Origin of the sequence: Methanosarcina sp. UBA289 (genome assembly GCA_002496565.1) — an archaeon.
Taxonomy (GTDB): Archaea; Halobacteriota; Methanosarcinia; order Methanosarcinales; family Methanosarcinaceae; genus Methanosarcina.
In genome coordinates, this window is sequence record DAKJ01000017.1 from 370,365 (window position 1) to 392,581 (window position 22,217).

Consider the following 22,217-nt stretch of genomic DNA (forward strand, 5'->3'; position numbering starts at 1 on the left):
CTAAGCATATTTTAGACCCAAAGCTTCATATTTCACTCTGAAACTGAAAAATTTAGCAATTCATCTTTTTTATTTTACTACGTCCTATTATTTATTAGATTTTTGTATAGACATAATATATTACAGCGCCATAGTTGTCTTTCGTTTTTCCCGCCAAAAACAGTTCATAGATCGTATTCCCAAAAATTAAGATAACTCTTTCAACAGCCGAAAATTTACTCGATTCTCATCAAGTCTGCTCAGCTTAATCAGTAGATATCTAAGGCTTTGTTGATATCGTTGTGCGACTTTACCTGACTGTACACACTTATCCTGATATACTCTGTATTTAAACGAAATTTATATCTTTTAATCACATGATTTTAGGATTATGCTCTCACTGCTTATTCCTCAGTCAATGCCTGTAATAAAAGGCATCCGAATCCCAATGAACTTTTACGTAGTTCTTAAGGAACCTGTACCTCTGGCTGGAATGTCTTATCCAGCAGTACGAACGCCCTGGGAGAAAATTAGGAATGCAGATTTTTCAAGTGTTGCCTGTCTCTGTGATTCTGATGTATCTTATAATCCCTATCCTCTCAAGGTTCTTTTTTCTGCGGAATAAGAAGACCTTCACTATGGTAATGCTGCATATGATCCTGAAACACTTGAGTGGTTTGTCAGAAAGGCAACTAATGTAATAAGAAAAGAAATGGATACAGGGAAAGGTATTGTTGTCCACTGCATAGGAGGTATAGGCAGAACTGGTACGGTTCTGGGGTGCGTGCTTAGAGATCTTGGTTTTTCGACTGATGAAGTGATAAATTATCTGGATAGGGTACAAAATTTTAGAGCATTCCGAAGATGGTCGGAAACTAAATGGCCGGCGGAAATGGTACACAAATACTGAGAAAAAACTTTGGACTTATATAATACGTGAATTAGAAGGAGCAGGGAAAGTTTTTCGGTCTTATCTGGAGTTCAATTCGTCTCTGCTTTTCCTGTCAATTCGATTTATTTTGATAAATATTGATAGAAAATATAAAAATAGATGGAGTAGACTTAATTAAATAAAACTGGTTCATAAAGAACAACTGAAAAAAGGATTGTGCCCTCTGGTATTTAGAAAAAGCTTGATGCGTAGCTAAGTAATTTAGCTTACTAGAACACTTATGTTATCCTTTCAAGATTTCTTCTAACCTGTTATTACTCAGGCATTGTAGGCATCATAAATCTGCCAGACCCATATAATTGTCCATATTAAAAATCCAGTCCCGAAAATGTGCATTGCCCCTGTAATTATGAAGGCTATCCAGATGCCCAGAGCCTTTAACAGATGTCCTTTTACAATTTGGCCCAGGCCAGGGAAGAAAAAAGAAAATAAGGCTGGAATCCCGTGTGTCCTGCAACAATTCATAGAACTTACCTTTTTTAAGACACTTAACAAGAGAGCGTATATAAATAGTTTAACTTAAAAAGGTTTTTCCCTTTAAAGTGACCTCCTCTAAAACTCAGCCTATAAAATAAATTTTTTAACCTGCTTTTCATGCATTATAGGCATCATAAATCTGTGCAATCCAGATAACCATTCCAATTAAAAATCCTATACCGATGACGCTCATAAATAGACTTATTAGCAGGGCTGCCCAGATGCCCACTGCTTTGGATACCTGTCCCTTTACAAGCTGGCCCAGACCAGGAATGAAAAAAGAAAATAACACAGGAACTCCGTGTGTTTTCTTACAGTGACAGTTCATATGATCACTTCCCCAAGTTAAATTCTCAAGTTAATCTCAAGCCGAATTCAAAATTTACTTACTTCTAAATTTCTTCTAACTTTTTGAAAATATATCCCAAAATTAATATATATTATATTATTAAACTATGAGCTATATCTAAACTGCCACCTAAAAAATAATTGAATGTATAGCCTTAAAGTTTCAGGTGAACTTTCCTGAAAAACATTATTTTTCAACCTACTAATAGTGGTTGTCTATTTTAATTTATAGGTTGTAGGAGCCTGGTTATGGATAAAGAGGATAATAAAAATTCGATTTGGAAACAAATTAAATCAATGTGGAACTCGCTACCAGAACTTATAAAGTTATTTGGTACCATACTGAGTATAGCTATTGCCCTAAAAGCTCTTTTTCCCGCAGCTGTGGTCGGAATAAGTAATTTTGATGCAGACCCGGGAATTGTCGAGCCAGGAGGATCTTCTGTTTTGAACTGGGGCGTCTCTGGAGCTGACAATATTACAATAGAGCCTGGTATAGGACCTGTAAGTTCAAATGGATCAATTTCCGTATCCCCTTCCGAAACTACAACGTATAAATTAATAGCTAATAGTAAAGGAAAAGAGAAAGTAGCACTCTGCACAGTTACGGTTAGCGAAGGATCTAAAGAGCCTCTTCTCATCAGTTCGTTTGATGCAAACCCTGACTCCATCACACCCGGCAAGAGTGCAGTCCTGAACTGGCACGTTTCCGGTGTTTCAAATGTTACAATAGAACCTGATATTGGAATTAGAGAGCCCACCGGAACATTGAATGTGTCTCCTGCTAGCACTACGACGTATAAACTTACAGCTTCAAACGGCGATAAAGAAGATGCAGCTTACTGTACCGTTGCAGTTGAGGAGAATTCTGCTTCATCTGAAAACATTTCCGCATCGAATCTTCCGTCTGCAGAAGAAAGCCTGACATCTCAGGATAATCCGATATCAGAAGAGGTTTCAGAATCTCAAGACAATTCGGCACTTCAAGAGAATCAGGCATCACAGAATAATTCAAAAATTCAGGATAATCAGGCATCTCAAGAAAGCCTGCCATCTATCGGCTCATTTAACGCAAATCCAGATGCTATCGAGAAAGGGGAGAGCTCAAGTTTAACATGGAGTGCCTCTGGAGCCTCGAAAGTCTCGATAGAGCCCGGGATAGGAACCGTAGGTTTAACTGGCAGCCAGCGTATATTTCCCGACGAAACCACGACTTATATCCTGACTGCTACAAACCAGTTCGGAAGCACAGATGCCACCAAAATCGTGCTTGTACAGGAGAAGTCTTCTGCACCCGTATCTGAAGAACCGGTTTCTATACCCTCTGATGCGCCAACTTCAACGCAAGAGCAGCCCTCACCAGCTAATAGAACAGAATTCAATAATTCCACCTCCGGGATTGAATCTCCCCAGAATGAGACATCATAAAAAGTTAGTATAAAATAATTATATAACCTGAGGAAAAATATTTAATTTCGATGCACAGTTTTTATTAAAGAGAGAAACTACCATAAAAGAGAAAATCTAGTAAAGAACTCTAATGAAGAACAGACCTGCCAAAAATATGATTAGCAAAAAACAGACTTCAAACCTTCCGGAATGGAACCCTCCTGCCCCTTCAACTGTCTATATCAAAATTAAAAACATTCCATACGAGACTTTCAAAGCACGGCTGAATGAGGGGCTGGTTACCACTGAGCTTGATCAGATTCGATATAGGCTGGAAAGGCGAATCTACTGCTGTGGGGTCTGTTCCAAGTATGTTAATGAGTACTGCGTCATTACAAACCGGAAGGTTGAGCCAGGATGGATTTGCAAGGCTTTTGTACCAAAAGAAGAATTCATATACCTTGATATCAGGCCTGGCTCGGAAATATCCCCAGAGTATAGATATCTTTCGGAAACTGGACTTCGGAAAAACAATCTCGAAGGTGAAACTCCGGAAGAAAGTAACCCGAAAAGTTCAGAAAGCTTTTACGATGACGGAGTAAATCTTTACAGACAGGGCAGGCTCAGGCTTGCACTTGAGGCTTTTGACACGGTACTTTCTGAAAACCCCAAAAATTTTCCAGCCCTGTTTCATAAAGGAAATACCTTGTTAAAACTCAAACGCTACGATGAGGCTCTTGAAACATTTAAATGTGCCTCCAGAATAAATCCGGATCATCCAGGGCTCTGGACCAATATCGGATTTGCATTAGTAAAGCTCGAGCGCTTCAGGCAGGCACTTGAAGCTTTCGAGAAATCTATTTCTCTGAACCCGGTACAGAAAAATGCCTGGGAAGGAAAAGACACTGTGCTTTTCCGGATGCTCAGATGTGAGGAGAAACTAAAGGAATTCGAAAAAGCCCTGGAAGAGAAGCCTGATAATGCAAGCATCTGGTTTGAGAAAGGCAAATTACATTTAAAGCTAGGAGAGGTAGAGGAATCCAGAGAAGCTTTTGAAAAAGCCCTTGAGGAAAGACCTGAAAATGCAGAAGCCTGGCATCTCAGGGGAAAAATCCTTTTTGAAACCGGCTCTGAAAAAGAAGCCCTGCATGCTTTTGAAAAGGCAACTCGGAAGAAACCAGACTTTCCTGAAGCCTGGTATGAAAAAGGCAGGATTTTCCTGAGACTTAGAAACCCTAAAGGAGCAGAAAATGCGTTTAAAATCGCAGCTGACCTGTGGGAAAGCAAGGGACTCAAAGCAAACGCTGAAACTGCCCGTTCAAGGATTAAAAGACTCGCAACAGATAAAGCTGGCTTTTAAAACTAACATATACTGTTCTTAACAAATATTACTTCATTAACTAACAGTCATTTTTTTTGCCTGTCTTCTATAAGCTCTTATTCCAAATCCAACTAATAAATAAATAATTGATGTGATAATTCCAGTGATTGGTGAAATAAGAATTTCTTTTCCTGCTGCAATGCTGATAAAACCTGATATAACTAAGGGATTTATTAGCGAATCCTCTACCATATGTAATACAACGCCCGGCCAAATAGAATTTGTTACCCTATAGAGCTCAATAAACATCACCGCCCAACATACCATTGTTATAATAGAAATAATGGAAAAAATAGTTCGGCTGACAGGTAACACTACTTGCATATCTGTTTCCGGTAAAAAGACCAGGTAATATGGAATATGCCACATTCCCCAAACAACGCCAACCGTGAGATATATTTTCCAATCATTAAAGTTTAATTTGACGAGCTGTGAAGTTAAATAGCCATACAAAGGAGCCCCATCAAAAACGTCTATAATAAAATTGATTAACAGGGTACTGGAAAACAGCAAAATAAAAGGTCTGAGGTCGAATGCTGATAAGTCGATCCATTTTGTCATATCTCCAATAATAAGAACTATCGCTGTTACAACAGGAAAAATCAAAGCAGCAATCAAGTACCATTTTATGTTTCCTTTGAAATTCGGCTTGAAATCAATATCACTCCAACTGCCCCTTGAAAAAATGGTGATTGCAATTGCAGCCAGCATAGGTAACACCAACCATATTCCCATACCAGTAGAATCGCCTTTGGATTGCTCGGTAAGGAGTGAATCTACAAGAGCCCCTATCCACCCACTGAGAATAACAATTACAATAAATATAACAGTATTGCGAAAAAGTTTCTTATTCATACGAACCTCTCTTTAACAAATATTAATAACCTTTATTCAAAATATTTTACAACTTAGACTTAAGTCTATTTTTCTTTATAACTAAATTGTCCAAATTTTCAAAATATATCAGATTATTAATAAAAATATCAATTATTTATTTTACTGGATTATATGTTTTAGATGAGACTAAGCTGATTTTTAATAATAATACATTTTTTCAACGCCGACAGTAATAATAAACTATCAGGCGACTTAATGCAAACTTTTGCACTCAAGACCACATTCGTTTTTTACAGCAGATCCTCCAAAACTTATGGGTTTGTAATGGAAATCATTCGTAAAGTATACCATGAGCAGGACTGACTTAATTATAAGTAATAGAAAGTTGCAATATGTCTGTTAAATAATTAGGTAACTGTTGGTCTTGGATTGGTTTACCAGCATCTTGCTCTCTCAAACCTAGACAGTGTAAATATTATTAGATTAAATTTTCTGGTTAAGATGGATTTTTTGAACCTCTCAGAGTCCTTACACGAGGCTTATACCACGTACAATATTGAAGAATATTAAAGAGGCAATTTCAAAAAAATAAACGAGTCGCAGAAAAATAACAATGAAATTATGAAAATCAAAAACGGGAAATTCTTAGATAACATAAAAAAGGAATTTTTGTATCATAATGGGAAAAAGGAGGCTTTTAAATCCCTTAAGAAAGAAAAAACGCTTAATATTGTCTTCATTTAAGAGGTCTGACACAATGAAATTTCACAATTTCAAAACATATGTGAGACATGGTTTATTTCTCATCTTAATAACTAGTCTGATCGGCATTGCAAATGCAGATACAAATCAACTTGTGTATTATAACTGGTCTGCAGATACCGGAGATATTATAATTGACAATTCGGGACACGGGAACAACGGTATAAATAATGGTAGTACAACCTTTATTCTGCCAACTGGACAAATAGGAAGACACTTTAACGGACAAAACCGGATAACAATAACTAATAATGACGAACTGGCATTTACTGATCCACATATAACTTGTGGAGTGTTTTTCCGGTACGATTCAAGCAATCCGGCTCGTAATACATACCTCGTTTCTAAGGGAAATACCGCCTTCAGGATCAGTATTGACCATACGAATTCCTTGCTTACATATGAGATTTATGCAGACGGCCAGTCCATCCACGGCTCGAGTACAACTCGCATACAACCTGATAAAGATTATGAAGCTATCGTAACATACGATGGTGATCATGCTCAACTGTACATCAATGGACTTGCTAATGGAGAAGGCGTGGATCATACGGCTGCGACTCTAGGCCCGAGCTATATCACGGAAAACTGGACGATAGGCTCATCTTCTGATGCTACGTACGGGCTAAACGGGGCAGTATATGCTTTTTATGTGTATAACAGGACATTGAACTCGTCCGAAATCTTAGATTTATATGCGAGAGATCTCCATAGTATAAAGAACTTAAGTAAACCCGGAGGTATTGCTTTATCTTGGGATGACTCAGGGCATATTCAATCATGTTATCAATATTTACCAATCTTCCAGAAATATAGTGCCACGTGCACTATTAATGTAAATAATATAAATACCCGAAGACAGTCTGAAATCGAATTAAAAGAACTGAAGGAACTGCATGAGGCCGGATGGGAAGTAGCTTTGCATGGATATAATCACGCAGACTCGGTTGGATTTCTAAATAGTAACACTCCTGAAATGTGGCTAGACCAGGAAATATTACCGAATATCGTAGAAATCACCCGTTACGGCTATACGGTTTGTACCCTCGCATACCCCTATTCAAGTAGAAATGCAGTTACTGATGCAGCAGTAGCCCCATACTTCCGGACACTCCGAACGAGAGCTCCCACAATAATAAATGGAAATATAAATGAAACAACCCTGGCCTATTACAATTGGGATGATACTCAACTTCTGTATGGGATTGAAATCGACGACCAGTCAATTGGTGCCAACCTGCCGTCTATAGAACATGGAATCGATTACGCAATAAAAACAGGGAGCGTACTTGTGTTATTCGGGCATGCAATTACTCCAAATGTTACCGGGCCGTACCAGACTTCAACCTCAAGACTGGATTCGATTCTAAACTATACCTGTCAGAATGGAGGTGAATTTTATCGTATGGGAGAGCTTGGCAATTCGTCCTGGAAACAAGTCCCCAGATTCTCAAAGGTCACTGCAAACTACACGGTTTCCCGAAATAGTGTATTTGTCGGAGAAAACGTGACATTTATGGATTACAGTATCAACCAGGACACTGAAATGCTTGACTTTGATGACGGTTCGCCTGTGAGCAGTACTGCAAATGTTGTTCACACATATGCAACGCCAGGAGTTTATAAGGTTAATCTAACGGTAGCAAATGAAGTTTCGAGCGATTCGATGATTCAAACAATTACGGTTATCCATGCGACACCTCCATCTGCTGATTTCACCAGTAATTGTACGGAAGGACATCGGCCACTATGTATAGCGTTCACGGACACATCAACCGGACTTCCAGAGTCCTGGTCCTGGGATTTTGGGGATGAAAATAAGTCATCAGCCCAGAATCCGGTACATGAATACTCGAAGGCTGGAAATTACTCTGTTAAATTAACCGTAGAAAATAGCAAAGGATCAAATTCGATTGAAAAACAAAATTATATAACAGTATCGACAAAAACTCCTTTGTCTAATTTCCGCTCGAATATAACAAGTGGAAATATCCCGTTAACTGTTAAGTTTAATGATACTAGCACCGGGTCTCCAGCCTCATGGAACTGGGACTTTGGAGATAGAACGAGTTCGACTGAGCAGAACCCAACACATACTTATTTTTCAGCAGGAACCTATAAAGTCACTCTGGTAGTGAGCAACGCCGACGGAAACACTTCAAAAACAGCTACAATAACCGCACTTGAGAACAATGACTCAAGCAGCGGAAGCGGTGATTCAAGCGGCGAAAGCGGCGGTTCAGGTGGAGGAGGCACCCACAGCAGTGGTGGTAGCGGTGGAGGCGGAGCAGGCGGTTCTCCTGAGCCTGCAAAGAATGTAAAAGTAAAAGAACTTTCGCAGACTTACATAAAAAGCGGAACCCCTGTAAAATTTGATTTCCCAAAGAATGCCACTGCTATTGTTTATTTGAGCTTTGATTCAAAGAAGACGACTGGCAAGACAACAACGGTTGTTGAGATGCTGAAAGGCAAATCTACGCTTACGCCGGACGCTCCCGAAGGAGAGGTTTACAATTACCTCAATATCTGGGCTGGAAATGGCGGATACGGAACAGATAAGAGCATCGAAAACGCGGTTGTATGTTTCAAAGTTGAAAAATCATGGATCCGGGATAAAAGCATTGACCAGACTTCAATCAGCCTTAACAGGTACAGTGATAAGAAATGGAATAAACTTCCAGTCACCCTGTTAAAGGAAGACAATAAATACCTGTATTTCACAGCCGAAACCCCAGGATTCTCTCCTTTTGCAATAACAAGCAAGCTTACGGGAAAAGAAAATGTAGTTGAGATACTGCCTGAACCCAAAACAGAAGATACAGAAAGTGATACTCAAGATATGGCAGCCAATATTGAACAGAATTCTGAGAAGAAGGAAAAAACTAATGAGATGCCTGGATTTGAAGTAATTTACTGTATTATCGGGCTGCTTGGAGCATTCCTATATAAAAGGAGATAAATACTGTTAGATAGTATGGATAACTAATCCTGCTATCTAATTTTAATTTATTTTAAAATATCAAGGAAAAAGGCTCTTCCTGAAAGCTGTACATTTCTTGAGAAAAACTATTGCTTTTAAATTTATTCAAATATTTTAGGCGATTTTTCAGCAGTTTCTTTTCCAGTGATGTGTATGACAAAAGTATTCATAATATTGCCCACGCAATCTGCTCTTTTTTTAGATCTTAGAATGTAATTAATCGTAGTTTTATTGGTTTCAATTTCCAATAAGCAATCTGAATTTTTTTCGTTTTGCTCTGTTAAGATTTTGTTAACAGCTTCCGTATACATCCTCCCAATCCTGGTCAGCTTGTTCTCAAACATTGGCATCTTTAAGCATACGTACAAGTATTTGTTGACCCTTAAAGCCTCTAAAAACTCCCCATTAGGAATTCTTTTTATGTGTCTTTGAAGCTTAGTGTTAATTGAGTCTTCAATTGCTTCTCTCGTAAACTCTTCTTCCCTTTCTGCCAGTTCCTGTTTTTTCCCTATGGTTTCCGCCAAACTGACTGCATTACTCATCCTTCTTACCCCTTATTTCCATCTGTACAATATAATCGTTAAGAATAATAAGAATCCATTTTTATTAAAATTCATTTATATTAAGATAAATATAAAAACTGCTGACTTCAATATAAAAGTAGCAGAAAAAGAAGTTCTGAGTAAACGCGGTAACCGAAGTAATGATTTTTGAGTAAATAGGGTAACCGAAATTGAGATCTGACCTCAAAGAACAAATTAGCCATTTCCTCAGATTGGTAATCCAACGGTATTTTTGGTTGCTTATCAGTGGTCGAAGAACTGTGAGGTAGCCGCGAGCGCTTTCAGATTGGAACGCGTGTCTGTCCCAGGGTTTCCCGATGAAACTGCGCCTGGAATCTAAAAAATAATGAGAAGGATGAAATTCAAAATTATAAATCCCTGTGAGAAATCTTAGTACATTTATAGATAAGCATGTGTAACATAACGCCTCATCATTCTGTGGCTATTGAAATAATAGGCTATCATGCCTATGGAGTTGTTAATTAGCTTAAACCATTCATCCTTGCGGTCATAGTACATGGGGACTATAATATAATACAGCTTATTGTAAAGGTCGCTGAGTTCAGCAGCTTTTGCTTCTTCTTCAGAAAGTTTTTCTTCAGGCTGCGGGCCTATTGCCCAGCCAGTCACACCTTCAATCCAACCTTCAATCCACCAGCCGTCAAGCACGCTGAAATTCACGACCCCATTGTGAGCAGCCTTCATACCGCTTGTGCCGGAGGCTTCATAGGGACGAATTGGGGTGTTCAGCCAGATATCGACCCCGGAGACCATTTTTGCGGCCAGGTCCATATCGTAGTTTTCCAGAAAAACAATCTTTATTTCTTCCCTAAGGATTTCTATATCTTTAAAGATATCCCTGATAAGCTGTTTTCCTGCTTCGTCATGGGGATGGGCTTTGCCTGCAAAGATAAGTTGAATTTTTCCCCGCCTGTTTATTTTTCTGAGCATTTCAAGGTTGGACAGAACTAGGGTTGCACGCTTGTATGCAGTCATGCGCCGTGCAAAGCCGATTGTCAGAACTTCATAATCCATGCCTACTCCTGTCCTTTTGTTTACCTCATCGATAAGGGCCTTTTTTGCGTTCCAGTGTGCTTCCCAGATCTCTGTATCCGGTATTCCATCTATCCTGACCAGAAGTTCAGGCTCATTTGCCCAGCCAGGCATGTAGCGGTCATACAGTTTCCTGAAGTAAGGAGAAGTCCAAGTATATGAGTGGACACCGTTTGTTATCGCCTGAATTTTGTAGCCCGGGAAGAGTTCGCTTGAGATCATGCTGTGCCTCTTTGTGACTCCATTGACATAGTTCGACAGGTTAAGAGCAAAAAGGCTTGTATTAAATCGGTCAGATCCTCCGAATCTTCTGAGGATATCTACACTCTTTTTGTCCTGGATGAGGTCTTCTACAAGCCCGTAATCGAATTTGTCGTGTCCTGCTTCCACGGGGGTATGTGTGGTAAAAATACAGAGTTCCTTCACTTTCACAGGATCGGTGCCGTTACACTTCAGGAGTTCCAGACCGAGCAGGCTTGAATGACCCTCATTCATATGATACTTTCTCACCTTAAAGCCCAGAGCATCAAGCATTCTCACTCCCCCTATTCCAAGTACTATTTCCTGCTTAAGCCTATAGCGCTGATCTCCCCCATAGAGAAAATCCGTAATTCTGCGATCTTCCCATTCGTTCTCCTCAACATCGGTATCAAGGAAAATAATGGGTACACAGCCTCCTGTGAGGCTTTTATAATTATACAGCCAGGCTCTGACTTTAACGTCTCGGCTTTGAATTTTTACACTTACCTTTTCTGCGAGAAGAGTCATAAAACGAGCAGGGTTCCACTCTTCGGTATGTTCTATCTGGTTTCCGGAAGGATCAAGAATTTGCCTGAAATAGCCTTTATTGCTCACCAGTGTTACTGCTACCAGTGGAATGTTCAGGTCCGCAGCCGATCTAATAGTATCCCCTGCAAGTATACCTAATCCTCCAGCATAAGTAGGAATTTCATTGCTAAGCCCTATTTCCATAGAAAAGTAAGCAATCTTTTGTCCTTTTAATACTCCCTGAATTTCATCCATGTTCTCAAATTCTCCTCTTTTTATTTTTTATACATATGTATAAAAAATATCTCCTCGGTGATATATCAAATTGATCAGGAAATCCATTAAAAAATAGGATTAAACAGAATTTATACTTCAGAAAAGAAAAAAGGGTTTATCCAAATCATCAAAAAATGAAACGGGTCTAGAAATAGAAATGGTTATTAAGTAAACTGACAACTAGTTTCAATATTACATATATATTTTTCTCTTAGATTTTCTCATCCCCATGTATTCCTTTTCACGGGTTCATTAGATAGATCTTTACTTTCAAGTCATAGAGTTCTGATGCATTATGAAACTTAAATCATAAGCTTTTTAATTTATTGGGTACTTGTATGTTTGAGAAGCAAAAAATGTAAATATGGGAAATACATTTGGAGCTTTCTGTAAGAGATTTTAATTTACGGAGAATTAGATGCCCAAAGTGATTTCGAACTCGGCTAAGAATGGGAATGGCAGGCAAAAAGCCTGTAAATACCTGAATGAGGTAGCGTTATGCAACGCTCTGGAGATGGCAAAGGAACTTATATCAGTAATAAATAAGGTTCCTGTCACAGTTTTCCTCTGGAGACCGGAGAAGTACTGGCCTGCCGAGTTTGTCTCCGAAAACATAAAGAAATTCGGATATACCGTAGAAGAGTTTACATCCGGAAAAGTCATGTACGGCAATATTATACATCCTGATGACCTGGAGAGAGTGGAAAGGGAACTCTTAAGGAGGATAGAAGAAGATTACGTGGATTTTTCCCAGGAGTACCGCATCCTGACTAAATCAGGCGAAGCACGCTGGGTTGATGAAAGGACTTTCATTGAAGCCGATGAAAACGGGATTGTAAAATACCTTAAGGGAATAGTCCTGGATATCACTGAGCGGAAGAGGAAAGAAAAACTGCTCTATATCCAGAGAGACCTTGGCATCGCACTCAGCACTTCCAGTTCCCTAAACGAGACCCTTGAGAAACTGCTGGATTCCTGCCTTCAAATAGACGAAATCAATGCAGGAGGCATTTATCTTATCGATGAAGAAACAGGAGATATGTCGCTTGCTATCCACCGCGGCTTCTCCCCGAATTTTGTAGAGCATGCCTCCAGTTACAGTGCAAACTCCCCAAATGCAAAACTTGTTATGATAGGGCAGCCGGTTTACAAACAGCATATAGACTTACTTCTTACGGCAAGAGATGATGCACTAAGGCACGAAAATCTCAGGGCTACCGCAATTATCCCCGTAAAATCAGGAAAAGAAGTTATTGCAGCTTTTTATCTTGCTTCAAGCCTTGAGTTTGAAATTCCGGATAGCGTGCGCACTGTCATTGAAACCATTGCAACGCAGTTTGGCGTCTTCATCTCCCGTATCCGCCTTGAAGAAAAACTGAAAGAATGCAGAAAGAAGAAAAAATCTTAAATAATAGTTATCTTTTGCTCTTTTAATCCTTTTTTAAAGATAAATCCTTTTCAACTAGTTTATTTATTTTTCAATTATACTATTCATTTTGTAAAGCCTTTTCAGGAAAGAAGATGGTCTTTCCAATTGGATAAGGGAAAAGTCAAAAGAGTAGTCTCAGAAAAACACAGGTTCTATCAGATTTTTTTCAGTCTAGCTTTACTATCTCTGGTTTAATCCAGGGAAAAATTACGTATATGTTGTATAGATATTCCCGTTGACTAAAGATATAAGTAAAATTTATAAATTTTGCCCATCTAAACTGTATGGGGGAAAGATAGGATAAATGGAGTTTTCCCTTTTTTATACTACAGGACTGAAAATCTATCAGAAGACTAGGAATTGTATAAGGGATTGGAAAATTATATAATGGAATTGGAAAGAATTCTTAAGATTCACAATATCCTGGCAGACTCGGTGAAAAAATTCACTCAAATAGGGTTTTAGCTGAGAATTATGATAATTTGGTGGGGATTATGGCAGAAGAGCTTAAAGATAAGATTCACGAATACCTTTCAAATCACTATTACCTAAACCTTGCAACCGTAAGCCCGCAGGGTAGACCAATGGCTCATACAATGGCATATGTGTCTGAAGGCGCTGTTGTATATATGACAACCAATAAGAATACTCGAAAAGTCCAGAATATTCTACAGAATCCGTATGTAGCATATACTGTCGATGAGGATGATCCTGACTGGTTTGATATGCAAGCCCTTCAAATTGAAGGTAAGGCATCGATAGTTATGGATGAAAAAGAACTTCGAGAAGTTGGAGAAATTTTGGTAGCCAAATTTCCGGTTGCTGCAGACATGCCACCTGACCCAGATAGTATCATGATAAAAATTGAGCCAGAAGTTATCTATTATATTGATTACAGCGTTAAGTTCGGGTACAGGGAACAGGTTAATCTCTGAGACCTGTATTTACCTTTTACTAAAGGTTCTGGAAGAAATAAAGGCTTGATTGGAGAAACCGAATAAAAAGCTTGAGTGACAAAGCGGAATAAAATTTGACTAAATAAGCATAATGATAGTTTAACTTACAAAACAGAATAAAAGCGAATTGACAGGATAGATACTTAAAAAGTAAAGAATTAAAGTAAAAAAGGAATTAAAGAAGGAAATCTAAATGTTCTTTGAAAGTAGAACCTTTGCTTCTGTTCCTTATTTGGATTTAGACTCCTGATGGGACCAGTACTTTATCAATTCCGTGTATAACTCCATTACCTGCAATGATATCAGGCTCTATAACAGTTGCATTTTCTACCATTATCGCTCCATCTGCTGTGACATTAACAGCGAGCTTTCCGGTCTCCAGAGAAGTCAGAGAATTCATGTTTTTAAGATCTGAAGCCATATATTCTCCAATAATCACGTGATATGTCAGCACACGGTTCAGTTTCTCTTTATCATTACTAAGGTCATCAAGCATACCTTCTGGAAGGCTCTCAAAGGCTATATCAGTAGGAGCAAAAATCGTATAGGGTCCACCGTTATTAAGAGTGTCTTCAAGCCCTGCAGCCCTCACGAGTGAAGCAAAGGTGGTATATCCCGCCCCTTCGGCAGTCTGAACTGTCTGATTATTACCCGATGTTTGATTTTCAGCAAAGCTTTCATTGCCCTGGCCCAGCCCCTCTTCACCCGGAGTTATACCCTCTTCCCCTTCAATAGGAGAATTTTCTTCCTGACCGGGTATTGACCCTTGACCGACGCCTACACCTTCTGGTTCTGTAACTTCAGTTAAATTTGGAGTTGTGCCTTCTACCGGAGAAGCCCGTTCTTCTTCCTCGGTGCCCGTCTTATTGTCCTGAGCATTTTCCGCACAGCCAGAAACAAATAATATTCCTGCTAAAAGTAAGACTATAAGAATTCCAGATTTTCTAATATCTTTTCCCCCCAAATATATATTTAAAAGATATACATTATAATGAAATTTACATATCACAATATATGTTCTTTTTATATAATCCTATCTGTTTTTACAGGAAGATGTTTGTTAAAAATGAAATAGGCTTGTCAAAAAATTAACTATTATTTACTTCTGTATATACCAAGTCGGATCAGTATTGATTATTTAACTGGTTAGAAACTTTAGTAAGCTCGGAAAGCCCAGCTAGCTCAACTCACTGGCAGGAGAGTTACTAATCATCAGTAACTTATTAAGTCAAAATTTCTATTTACCTGTACCCTTAAACAAAAGTATAATTTATCTCTCGCAATCTGGATGTATAATTTCAAGAAGCGCTTTATATATGGTATTTTTCAAGATCTAGAGAAGTTCTTCTGCATTTTATGAGCACGATTTTGACTGCAGCTTTTTGAAAGCTCCTTGGTTATATTATAGTAACCTCAATGTTTTCCCCTGTATCACTTAAAAAGCTTGACTTAACCTATTCTAAGAAGGTTATTAAAATACACAAATCTGACCTTCAATACACAATTCTGACGCTTAAATATATAAATTTATACTGCAACCATCTTGATGGTGATACCATGGTAAAATTAAACGAAGAGATGAAAACTGCTTTTTCAAAGGTGAAGATCTTTCCTGTAGCTACGGCCTCAAAAGAAGGAATCCCAAACGTAGTGCCTATAGGGTTCTGCCAGCTTGTAGATGATGAAACAATCTGGATTTCCGATAATTTCATGTCCAAATCCCTGGCAAACCTTGAAGAAAATCCAAATGTTGCAATCTACGTATGGGGGCCAGATACCGGCGGCTGCTTCCAGATAAAAGGTAAAGCCGAAATTATCAGTTCCGGAGAAAAATTTGAAAAAATGAAAGCAATCGTGAATGCAGCAAAACCCGGACTTCCTGCAAAGAACCTTATAGAAGTCAGCATTAGCGATGTATTCCAGTGCGCTCCCGGCCCTAACGCAGGAAAGAAATTACTCTGATCGAATTAAACGCATCGTATTAGCATAATATCTGGATAAAGCACCCGAAAGTTCCCGGATAGGAGAAATAAATTATGGTTGGGAGTGTAGAAATGATTGAAAATAAGGGAGATGCCCCTGTTTTTTGTGAAAAGTTCTGTGTAGTCTGCAAGGGTGCAAGAGAGGGAAACAAAATTTGCAAGGCTATCCAGAATATCGAATTAAAAATATTCGGGAAAAACGGCTGTATCTGGGGAGCCGCAAGGACAAAATATTACGGAGTCACCCCTGATAAAAAACTCCCTGTGAATTCAAGAAAAAATAAACAAAAACCAAACGGTAAAAAGAAATAAGGGATAGGGAATAAATCCAATGCTATAAAGGGATATAACATACTAATCTCTCATCGTAGCAAAACAGAGAATAGATACCTAAAAATTGAATAAATTAACTGAACAGAATTAAAAAAGACGGGTATCTATTTTTTTCCTATTCACACTTACTCTCTTTTGTTGTTTTCTCCATATATCTTTTATAATTTTTATTTACTATTTCTTTTTATCTAAATAGAAACAAATCTTTAATACTATTTCCGGAGCGGATCTATCAGTATCTCGGATGTTACATTACAATTATCTAGAACAAAGAGTTACGAAGAAGGATTTCATAAATAAAAATTAACTAGAAAGAGTTCGGCAAACAGAAATTTACCTGAAAGGATTCAAGAAACTAAAATTTGCAAGGAAGAGTATCTGAATTATGCCTGTACTGAGCATTATTGCCTGCGGAATGCTCGAAGACGAGCTTGTACATGTCTTATCAAAAGACCGCGAGTTACAGCAGCTAATCGTTGTGGAAAGCCGCGAAAGTTTAGGACTCCTTCGCAAGCTCAGATCAAGAAATTGTAACCCAAGGACAGCCTTTCTGGACCGCGTCCCAATGCTCCTGAAAAGCCACCGCAACCCTGATTTCATATCTCCTGCAAGGATTCTTTCAGGCTTTCCGATCTTCAAAAAGTTTTGCAAGAAAAGGGAACTCAGGGAAGAGGTAAGCGTTGTTGTAAACCTGTTAAGTCTGGGCCTGCATGCTGATATTGAGATCTTAAAGGCTGAAGTTTACAAAAATGTCCGTGAAATGGCTTCCTTTTCAGACAGAATCCTGATTTTCTATGGGACCTGCGGACATGCACTTGGAAAAGTGGAAGAAGATTTATCGGATCTCAAATGCCAGCTTTTCTTCCTTAAAGACCGGAACGGGGAAACCGTAGAGGACTGTATCAGTCTGGCACTTGGAGGAAACGAAGCTTACGCCAAGGCCATGGCCGAATTCAAGGGTATGGGAACGATCTACCTGACCCCAATGTGGGCCTCGAACTGGAAGAAGCTGGAAAATGAAAATGGGAGCCGAGACTTCAACAAGCACTACCTGAAAAATCCACTCTACTGCCTGGCTGCAAAAATCGATAGCGAATTTATAAATGACCCGAGTTTCCACGCAAATGTTAAAGAGTTCGCCTGCGCCTTTGATATGAAAGTCGTGAACCTCAAAGGAAGCCTGGAAGTTACCGAACAGTCATACCTGAATGCCCGAAACGGTGCAACTGAAAAACAATAAAAAAGCTGGTTTAAGCTTTTATTGAAGGTCCATTTAAATCTTGTTAGCCCTATAAGTAGAATTAAGGGATAACTCAGCAGGTCAAAGGGTAGAAAAAGAAGAATAAGCTTTAATTGATCTTAAACTCTGTATAACATCTGCTAAAATTTATATACTTTCTCATCTTTTAATATTAATAATATATTACTTTCAGACTTTTTCTAATGAGTGAATTCTTTGGGGTGTCCGGAATAGATATTAGTAAAAAAGTTATTTTAATAACTTTTCTAATTTTTGGCGTTCTTACGGCTGCGTTTACGCTTACCCATAACATGCAGCTTTCGAGCTTTTTGGAGCTTGAACAAACGGACACATTGAAGAATGTAGAACGGGTACAAAATGCCATTTCGACCCAACAGGGATATCTCAATTATATAAACCAGGATTGGGCCTGCTGGGATGATACCTACCGTTTTATTGAAGACAGAAACCAGAATTATACAAAGGTAAACCTTCGGAATCAAACTCTTGCCGGAATCCAGGTTAATGTGATGCTTTTTGTAGATAAATCCGGATCTGTGGTCTATGTAAAATCAATAGATAATACTTCAAAGGAAGTGCCAGTCCCTGAGGATCTACTTAGACTGGTAGAAGACGGAACTCTCCTTACAAAATCAGAAAATGAAACCATAAGTGGTTTTGTTTTGCTCGAAGAAAATCCTATGTTTATTTCGTGCCACTCTATCCTTACAACAGAATATCAAGGGCCTATGAGAGGTACTTTAATTTTCGGGAAGTATTTTGATAATACCCTTTTGACTTCCTTAGAAGATGCTACCTGCTACTCTCTTTCAATGTATAGAACCGATGAGGAATTACGTGCTGACTCTCAATCAAGGTTTAAAAACTTTTCCGATTTTCCAGATAAACCTGTCATTGAACCTTACAGTAAAGAGAAAATAGCAGGTTACTTTAAATTAGAAGATATTTCAGGCAATCCTGCCCTTATAATAAGAGCGGATTTTCCAAGAAAACTCTACTCAAATAGCAAGAAAACCCTAGAAAATATGTACTTATTCCTTTTGCTAACTGCTCTCATGACCGGAGTAGGGGTTAAGTTTGCATTTGATAGGTTATTTATCTCAAGGTTGATAGGGATTGATAACTTCGTTACAAAAGTCAGGTCGGAAAAGGATCTTTCTAAAAGGCTGTCTCTTAAAGACAACGATGAACTTTTTCGTCTCTCAAGGGAAATAAACGGGATGTTAAATGAAATCGAGCTTGCAGAACAGGAATTAAAGGCACAAGAACGAGAAAAGAAGGTCCTGCTTGATTCTCTAAATGAGCTGGCTATTTTCGTTGACCCTGAACTTAAAATAATCTGGGCGAACAAAGCTGCTCTTGAATTTATGAAGATAGACCTTCAAAAAGCAGTTGGCTTATGCCTTAAGAATGCTCCTGATATAAGTAGCCCGCTATCCGATTACTTGCGACTTGAGCAGATTTTCGTCGCAGGCAATAAAAAATCAGGAGAATTTACTGCAAAAGACGGCAAGGTATGGTTTGTTCAGGCAATCCCTGTTACCGAAGAAGAGGACGGAAAGATTATAGGGGTCCTCAAAATGTGCAGGGATATTACGGAAAGTAAAGCTGCAGAAACCCTTCTTCAGGAAAAACAAGTTGCAGAAGCTGCAAACCGTACTAAGAGTGAATTTCTGGCAAATATAAGCCACGAACTGAGAACACCACTTAACTCCATAATAGGATTCTCGGACCTTCTGTATGAACAGGTGTACGGAGAATTGAATGAAAGACAGTTAAAATCCGTCGGAAACATTTCAAAGAGCGGAAAACACCTTCTGAATTTAATAAATGGCATCCTAGATCTCTCTAAAGTAGAAGCCGGAAAAATGGAGCTAAGTTATAAACAGTTTGAGCTTGCCAGTAAGCTTACCACAATAAAAAATCTTCTGTCACCTATAGCTGATCGGAAAAATATTCAAATTGAAATCGACCTGGATAGCAGCCTTTCCAATATATATGCTGATGAAGCACGATTCGTTCAGATAATGTACAACCTTGTTGATAACGCTATAAAATTCTCCTATGATAATGGGCTTGTAAAAATAGGGGCAAGAAAAAAAGGAGATATGGTAGAAATAACGGTCACGGATACAGGAATTGGAATTAAGCCCGAAGACCAGAGTAAACTTTTCAAGCCTTTCAGCCAGGTTGATTCCTTTTTGTCCAAACAATTTCAGGGAACCGGACTTGGTCTTTCGCTGGTCAAGCAGATTGTCCAGCTACATGGCGGATATATCTGGTTCAGGAGCGAGCCTGAAAAGGGAAGTACCTTTGCTTTTGCGATTCCTATAAAAGGTGGTAAAGGCAAAGAAGGAACTACCGAGTCAGATAGTAAAGTACAGGATTAAAAAATAGACAGTGGAAAATATAAGAAAGCTGAAAAAATAAATTTTATTTTACTAGAGAGTGAATTCAGGCCTCTGCAGGCGCTTGAATTCAATCACTCCAGCTTAAAATTAAAAAACAGGTTCTTCAACCTTCTGAACGAAATCCTGAACGAAATCAACACATAGTCTGGTAGTTTCAGTCTCGGCTTTCTGCAAACTCAACAATTCTTCCAGCGAAAAAACCGCATATTTACTTTTTCCACGCCTGTATTTATTCAGTTTATCGTAGTCAAAGCAGAGATTATCATAGCTAGTTACATGCCTTAGCCATTCAATAGGAATCGCAAGTCTTGATAAAAGCGGTATAGCGGTTTCAAAATAAAGCCTGCAAGCTTTTTTTCTTGATAATTTGCACCAATTATCAATTATAAAGTTTATTTTTTCATCTTCAAGCGTAAAAACTAAAGGATAAATTTTACAGAATATAGGCTTAAAATCCCGACACTCACATTCCTCATTTTCTTTGTTCAAAAATGGACACAACTTTCCTAATTTTAATACATATATTAAAGTTCCATCATCCATTTTCAGAGCATCCAGGAAGCGAATTTTAAAATCCGAAACACTTATACCCATTTTTTTTGCCATATATTCTTCTTCCCCGGGTAACAACGTTCCTATTTTATTATGCTCGCAAGCTCCCCCACATTCACTGCATATGTTAAAAGTATTTTGATTACTACCACTGAATATCTTATGGAAGCTTTCATACATTTGTACTGGTATTTTCTTATATAACAACCCAAAAACCCCTTTGTATGCCTCTATACATTTGTATTATATTTCCTACAAATCGACCTGAACAACCCCTCACCGAAGGAATTCCATTGCATATATTTTTTATAAGTGATATTTACGTGTATGCCTGGTTGCGCTCCCTATTCTAATATTAAAAAATAAAAAGTAGGTTAGATTTTAAAAAATCAATTCTGAGCTGTTCATCTTCCAAAAAAAATAAATAGTATAAAAATTCTATAAGATAGATTCATTTTTGAGTAGTTACACAATGAAAAATATTATGAGTTTGGTTTTAAATAAGACTGGAACTATGTTATTCGGGGAAGTTTCGACAGGCAGCCTGTTTTTTCAAGTATTTTTACATAAGCATATCTCATAAGAAAACACATTACCTTCCATTGAAACCGTTGCAAAAGTAATTCGCTGCTTATGCAAGTAGCAAGATTTAGGACATAGATCAATCAGTTTAAAATAAGAAAAAATGTCAAAAAAACCTGAAAAAAATTCCAGATTGTTTCTCGCTTTATGCTTGTTTTTTTCGGCGATATATGAATACCCCTGCTACTGCAAGTGCTATTAAAATAACATAGACAAGATATGAACTGAAGCCACTGCTGTTACCTATCGCTCCAGGCCTTCCTCGTCCCTGTTCAGTCATATTTCCTGCAGTCATTTCGAGTTTTACTTCCTTATCAACCGTGATTCTTTCTCCTTTCGCATCCGTATATTCAATCTGGACTTTTAGAGGATCGGAATCCATGGAAGTTAAATTGTTATCATCGAGTTTGACATTGGATGAAGAACCTGCACTCTTGCCATCTTCCTGTGTGCTTGCAATATTGAAAGATGCAATTGTGTAGTCCCCTTTCTCAAGGTTTCCTACAATAGTTGAGGAACTTCCTGAGACCTTGTATCCGTCCTGATCCGGAACCGAGACTTTCACGGAATAGGCCATGTTGTTGCCCACGTTTGCAACTGAAAGGGAAATTTCTCCCTGGTCACTTTCAGAAAAAGAAACATCAAAATCGGTTTCTCCACCAACAAAAAGACCTGCTGTGGTCTGGATACTTTTTTCATTAGATTCATAGTCTTCAAATGTGAGATTTACATCCAGAGTATAGAGGCCAGGATTTGCGTTTACATCTGCCATTACTGAGTAGGAAACGGTTACAGAATCATCAGATTCCAAATATTTGATGTACTTGGTATTGTCTGAGTATACCGGAAGGATTACTCCTTTTGGATCTTTCCAGGAAACTACCATGTTTTTCAGGGGTGAGTTTCCGGTATTTGTGATTATAAATTCCAGAGGCTCTTCCTTTGC

At 38.4% G+C, this 22,217-nt stretch carries 18 protein-coding genes and 1 pseudogene; 11 read left to right on the forward strand and 8 right to left on the reverse strand.

Annotated features, from left to right (window positions below):
• The first annotated feature begins 370 nt into the window (after nucleotides 1-370).
• Nucleotides 371-604, forward strand: a complete 234-nt coding sequence (locus BP549_RS07805; protein WP_292379586.1) for a hypothetical protein — start codon at nucleotides 371-373, stop codon at nucleotides 602-604.
• Between the two features lie 66 nt (nucleotides 605-670).
• A pseudogene (locus BP549_RS07810) lies at nucleotides 671-889 on the forward strand (protein-tyrosine phosphatase family protein); the annotation flags it as partial.
• A gap of 300 nt (nucleotides 890-1,189) precedes the next feature.
• On the opposite strand, the gene BP549_RS07815 reads toward BP549_RS07810, so the two are convergent.
• Together BP549_RS07815 and BP549_RS07820 are read right to left on the reverse strand one after the other, a co-directional pair.
• Nucleotides 1,190-1,396, reverse strand: a complete 207-nt coding sequence (locus tag BP549_RS07815) for a hypothetical protein (protein ID WP_292374805.1) — start codon at nucleotides 1,394-1,396, stop codon at nucleotides 1,190-1,192.
• A gap of 127 nt (nucleotides 1,397-1,523) precedes the next feature.
• Entirely contained in the window at nucleotides 1,524-1,736 is a 213-nt protein-coding gene (locus tag BP549_RS07820; RefSeq protein ID WP_292379588.1) for a hypothetical protein, read from the reverse strand.
• 269 nt (nucleotides 1,737-2,005) lie between these two features.
• Between BP549_RS07820 and BP549_RS07825 the strand changes: the two genes are divergently transcribed.
• Together BP549_RS07825 and BP549_RS07830 are read left to right on the forward strand one after the other, a co-directional pair.
• A complete protein-coding gene (locus BP549_RS07825) occupies nucleotides 2,006-3,184 on the forward strand; it encodes a hypothetical protein (protein ID WP_292379590.1) in 1,179 nt (392 codons plus the stop codon).
• 112 nt (nucleotides 3,185-3,296) lie between these two features.
• Nucleotides 3,297-4,505 carry a tetratricopeptide repeat protein gene (locus BP549_RS07830; RefSeq protein ID WP_292379591.1) on the forward strand — a complete coding sequence of 403 codons (1,209 nt, stop codon included), beginning with the start codon at nucleotides 3,297-3,299 and terminating at the stop codon, nucleotides 4,503-4,505.
• A gap of 36 nt (nucleotides 4,506-4,541) precedes the next feature.
• Here the strand turns inward: BP549_RS07830 and BP549_RS07835 are convergent, their stop codons facing one another.
• Nucleotides 4,542-5,381, reverse strand: coding sequence for a type II CAAX prenyl endopeptidase Rce1 family protein (locus BP549_RS07835; RefSeq protein ID WP_292379593.1), 840 nt, complete (start codon nucleotides 5,379-5,381; stop codon nucleotides 4,542-4,544).
• Nucleotides 5,382-6,120: 739 nt separating this feature from the next.
• On the opposite strand from BP549_RS07835, the gene BP549_RS07840 reads away from it, so the two are divergent.
• Nucleotides 6,121-9,084, forward strand: a complete 2,964-nt coding sequence (locus tag BP549_RS07840; protein WP_292379595.1) for a PGF-pre-PGF domain-containing protein — start codon at nucleotides 6,121-6,123, stop codon at nucleotides 9,082-9,084.
• A 122-nt stretch (nucleotides 9,085-9,206) separates the two neighbouring features.
• Here the strand turns inward: BP549_RS07840 and BP549_RS07845 are convergent, their stop codons facing one another.
• Nucleotides 9,207-9,647, reverse strand: a complete 441-nt coding sequence (locus BP549_RS07845; RefSeq protein ID WP_292374795.1) for a hypothetical protein — start codon at nucleotides 9,645-9,647, stop codon at nucleotides 9,207-9,209.
• A gap of 420 nt (nucleotides 9,648-10,067) precedes the next feature.
• A complete protein-coding gene (gene glgP, locus BP549_RS07850) occupies nucleotides 10,068-11,744 on the reverse strand; it encodes an alpha-glucan family phosphorylase (RefSeq protein ID WP_292379597.1) in 1,677 nt (558 codons plus the stop codon).
• Nucleotides 11,745-12,183: 439 nt separating this feature from the next.
• Here glgP and BP549_RS07855 point away from each other — a divergent pair, with 439 nt between their 5' ends.
• Both BP549_RS07855 and BP549_RS07860 read left to right on the forward strand, forming a co-directional pair.
• Nucleotides 12,184-13,173 (forward strand): GAF domain-containing protein, encoded by a 990-nt coding sequence (locus tag BP549_RS07855; RefSeq protein ID WP_292374791.1) that lies wholly within the window; start codon nucleotides 12,184-12,186, stop codon nucleotides 13,171-13,173.
• Between the two features lie 515 nt (nucleotides 13,174-13,688).
• On the forward strand, nucleotides 13,689-14,129 hold the full coding sequence (locus BP549_RS07860; RefSeq protein ID WP_292379599.1) for a pyridoxamine 5'-phosphate oxidase family protein: 441 nt from the start codon (nucleotides 13,689-13,691) through the stop codon (nucleotides 14,127-14,129).
• A gap of 259 nt (nucleotides 14,130-14,388) precedes the next feature.
• On the opposite strand, the gene BP549_RS07865 is transcribed toward BP549_RS07860, so the two are convergent.
• Entirely contained in the window at nucleotides 14,389-15,114 is a 726-nt protein-coding gene (locus tag BP549_RS07865; RefSeq protein WP_292374787.1) for a fasciclin domain-containing protein, read from the reverse strand.
• A gap of 593 nt (nucleotides 15,115-15,707) precedes the next feature.
• On the opposite strand from BP549_RS07865, the gene BP549_RS07870 reads away from it, so the two are divergent.
• From BP549_RS07870 to BP549_RS07885, 4 genes are all read left to right on the forward strand, one after another.
• Complete coding sequence (locus BP549_RS07870) at nucleotides 15,708-16,112, forward strand: pyridoxamine 5'-phosphate oxidase family protein (protein ID WP_292379601.1); 405 nt, start codon at nucleotides 15,708-15,710, stop codon at nucleotides 16,110-16,112.
• Nucleotides 16,113-16,204: 92 nt separating this feature from the next.
• The gene (locus BP549_RS07875) at nucleotides 16,205-16,444 is read left to right on the forward strand and encodes a hypothetical protein (RefSeq protein ID WP_292379639.1); all 240 of its coding nucleotides are present in this window, start codon (nucleotides 16,205-16,207) and stop codon (nucleotides 16,442-16,444) included.
• 406 nt (nucleotides 16,445-16,850) lie between these two features.
• Nucleotides 16,851-17,705 (forward strand): DUF1638 domain-containing protein, encoded by an 855-nt coding sequence (locus BP549_RS07880; RefSeq protein WP_292379603.1) that lies wholly within the window; start codon nucleotides 16,851-16,853, stop codon nucleotides 17,703-17,705.
• 203 nt (nucleotides 17,706-17,908) lie between these two features.
• Nucleotides 17,909-20,116, forward strand: a complete 2,208-nt coding sequence (locus BP549_RS07885; protein ID WP_292379604.1) for a CHASE4 domain-containing protein — start codon at nucleotides 17,909-17,911, stop codon at nucleotides 20,114-20,116.
• Between the two features lie 108 nt (nucleotides 20,117-20,224).
• Here BP549_RS07885 and BP549_RS07890 read toward each other — a convergent pair whose 3' ends face one another.
• Together BP549_RS07890 and BP549_RS07895 are read right to left on the reverse strand one after the other, a co-directional pair.
• Complete coding sequence (locus BP549_RS07890) at nucleotides 20,225-20,896, reverse strand: YkgJ family cysteine cluster protein (RefSeq protein ID WP_292379605.1); 672 nt, start codon at nucleotides 20,894-20,896, stop codon at nucleotides 20,225-20,227.
• Nucleotides 20,897-21,416: 520 nt separating this feature from the next.
• A partial coding sequence (locus BP549_RS07895) for a COG1361 S-layer family protein (RefSeq protein ID WP_292379606.1) occupies nucleotides 21,417-22,217 on the reverse strand: 801 nt, incomplete at its 5' end.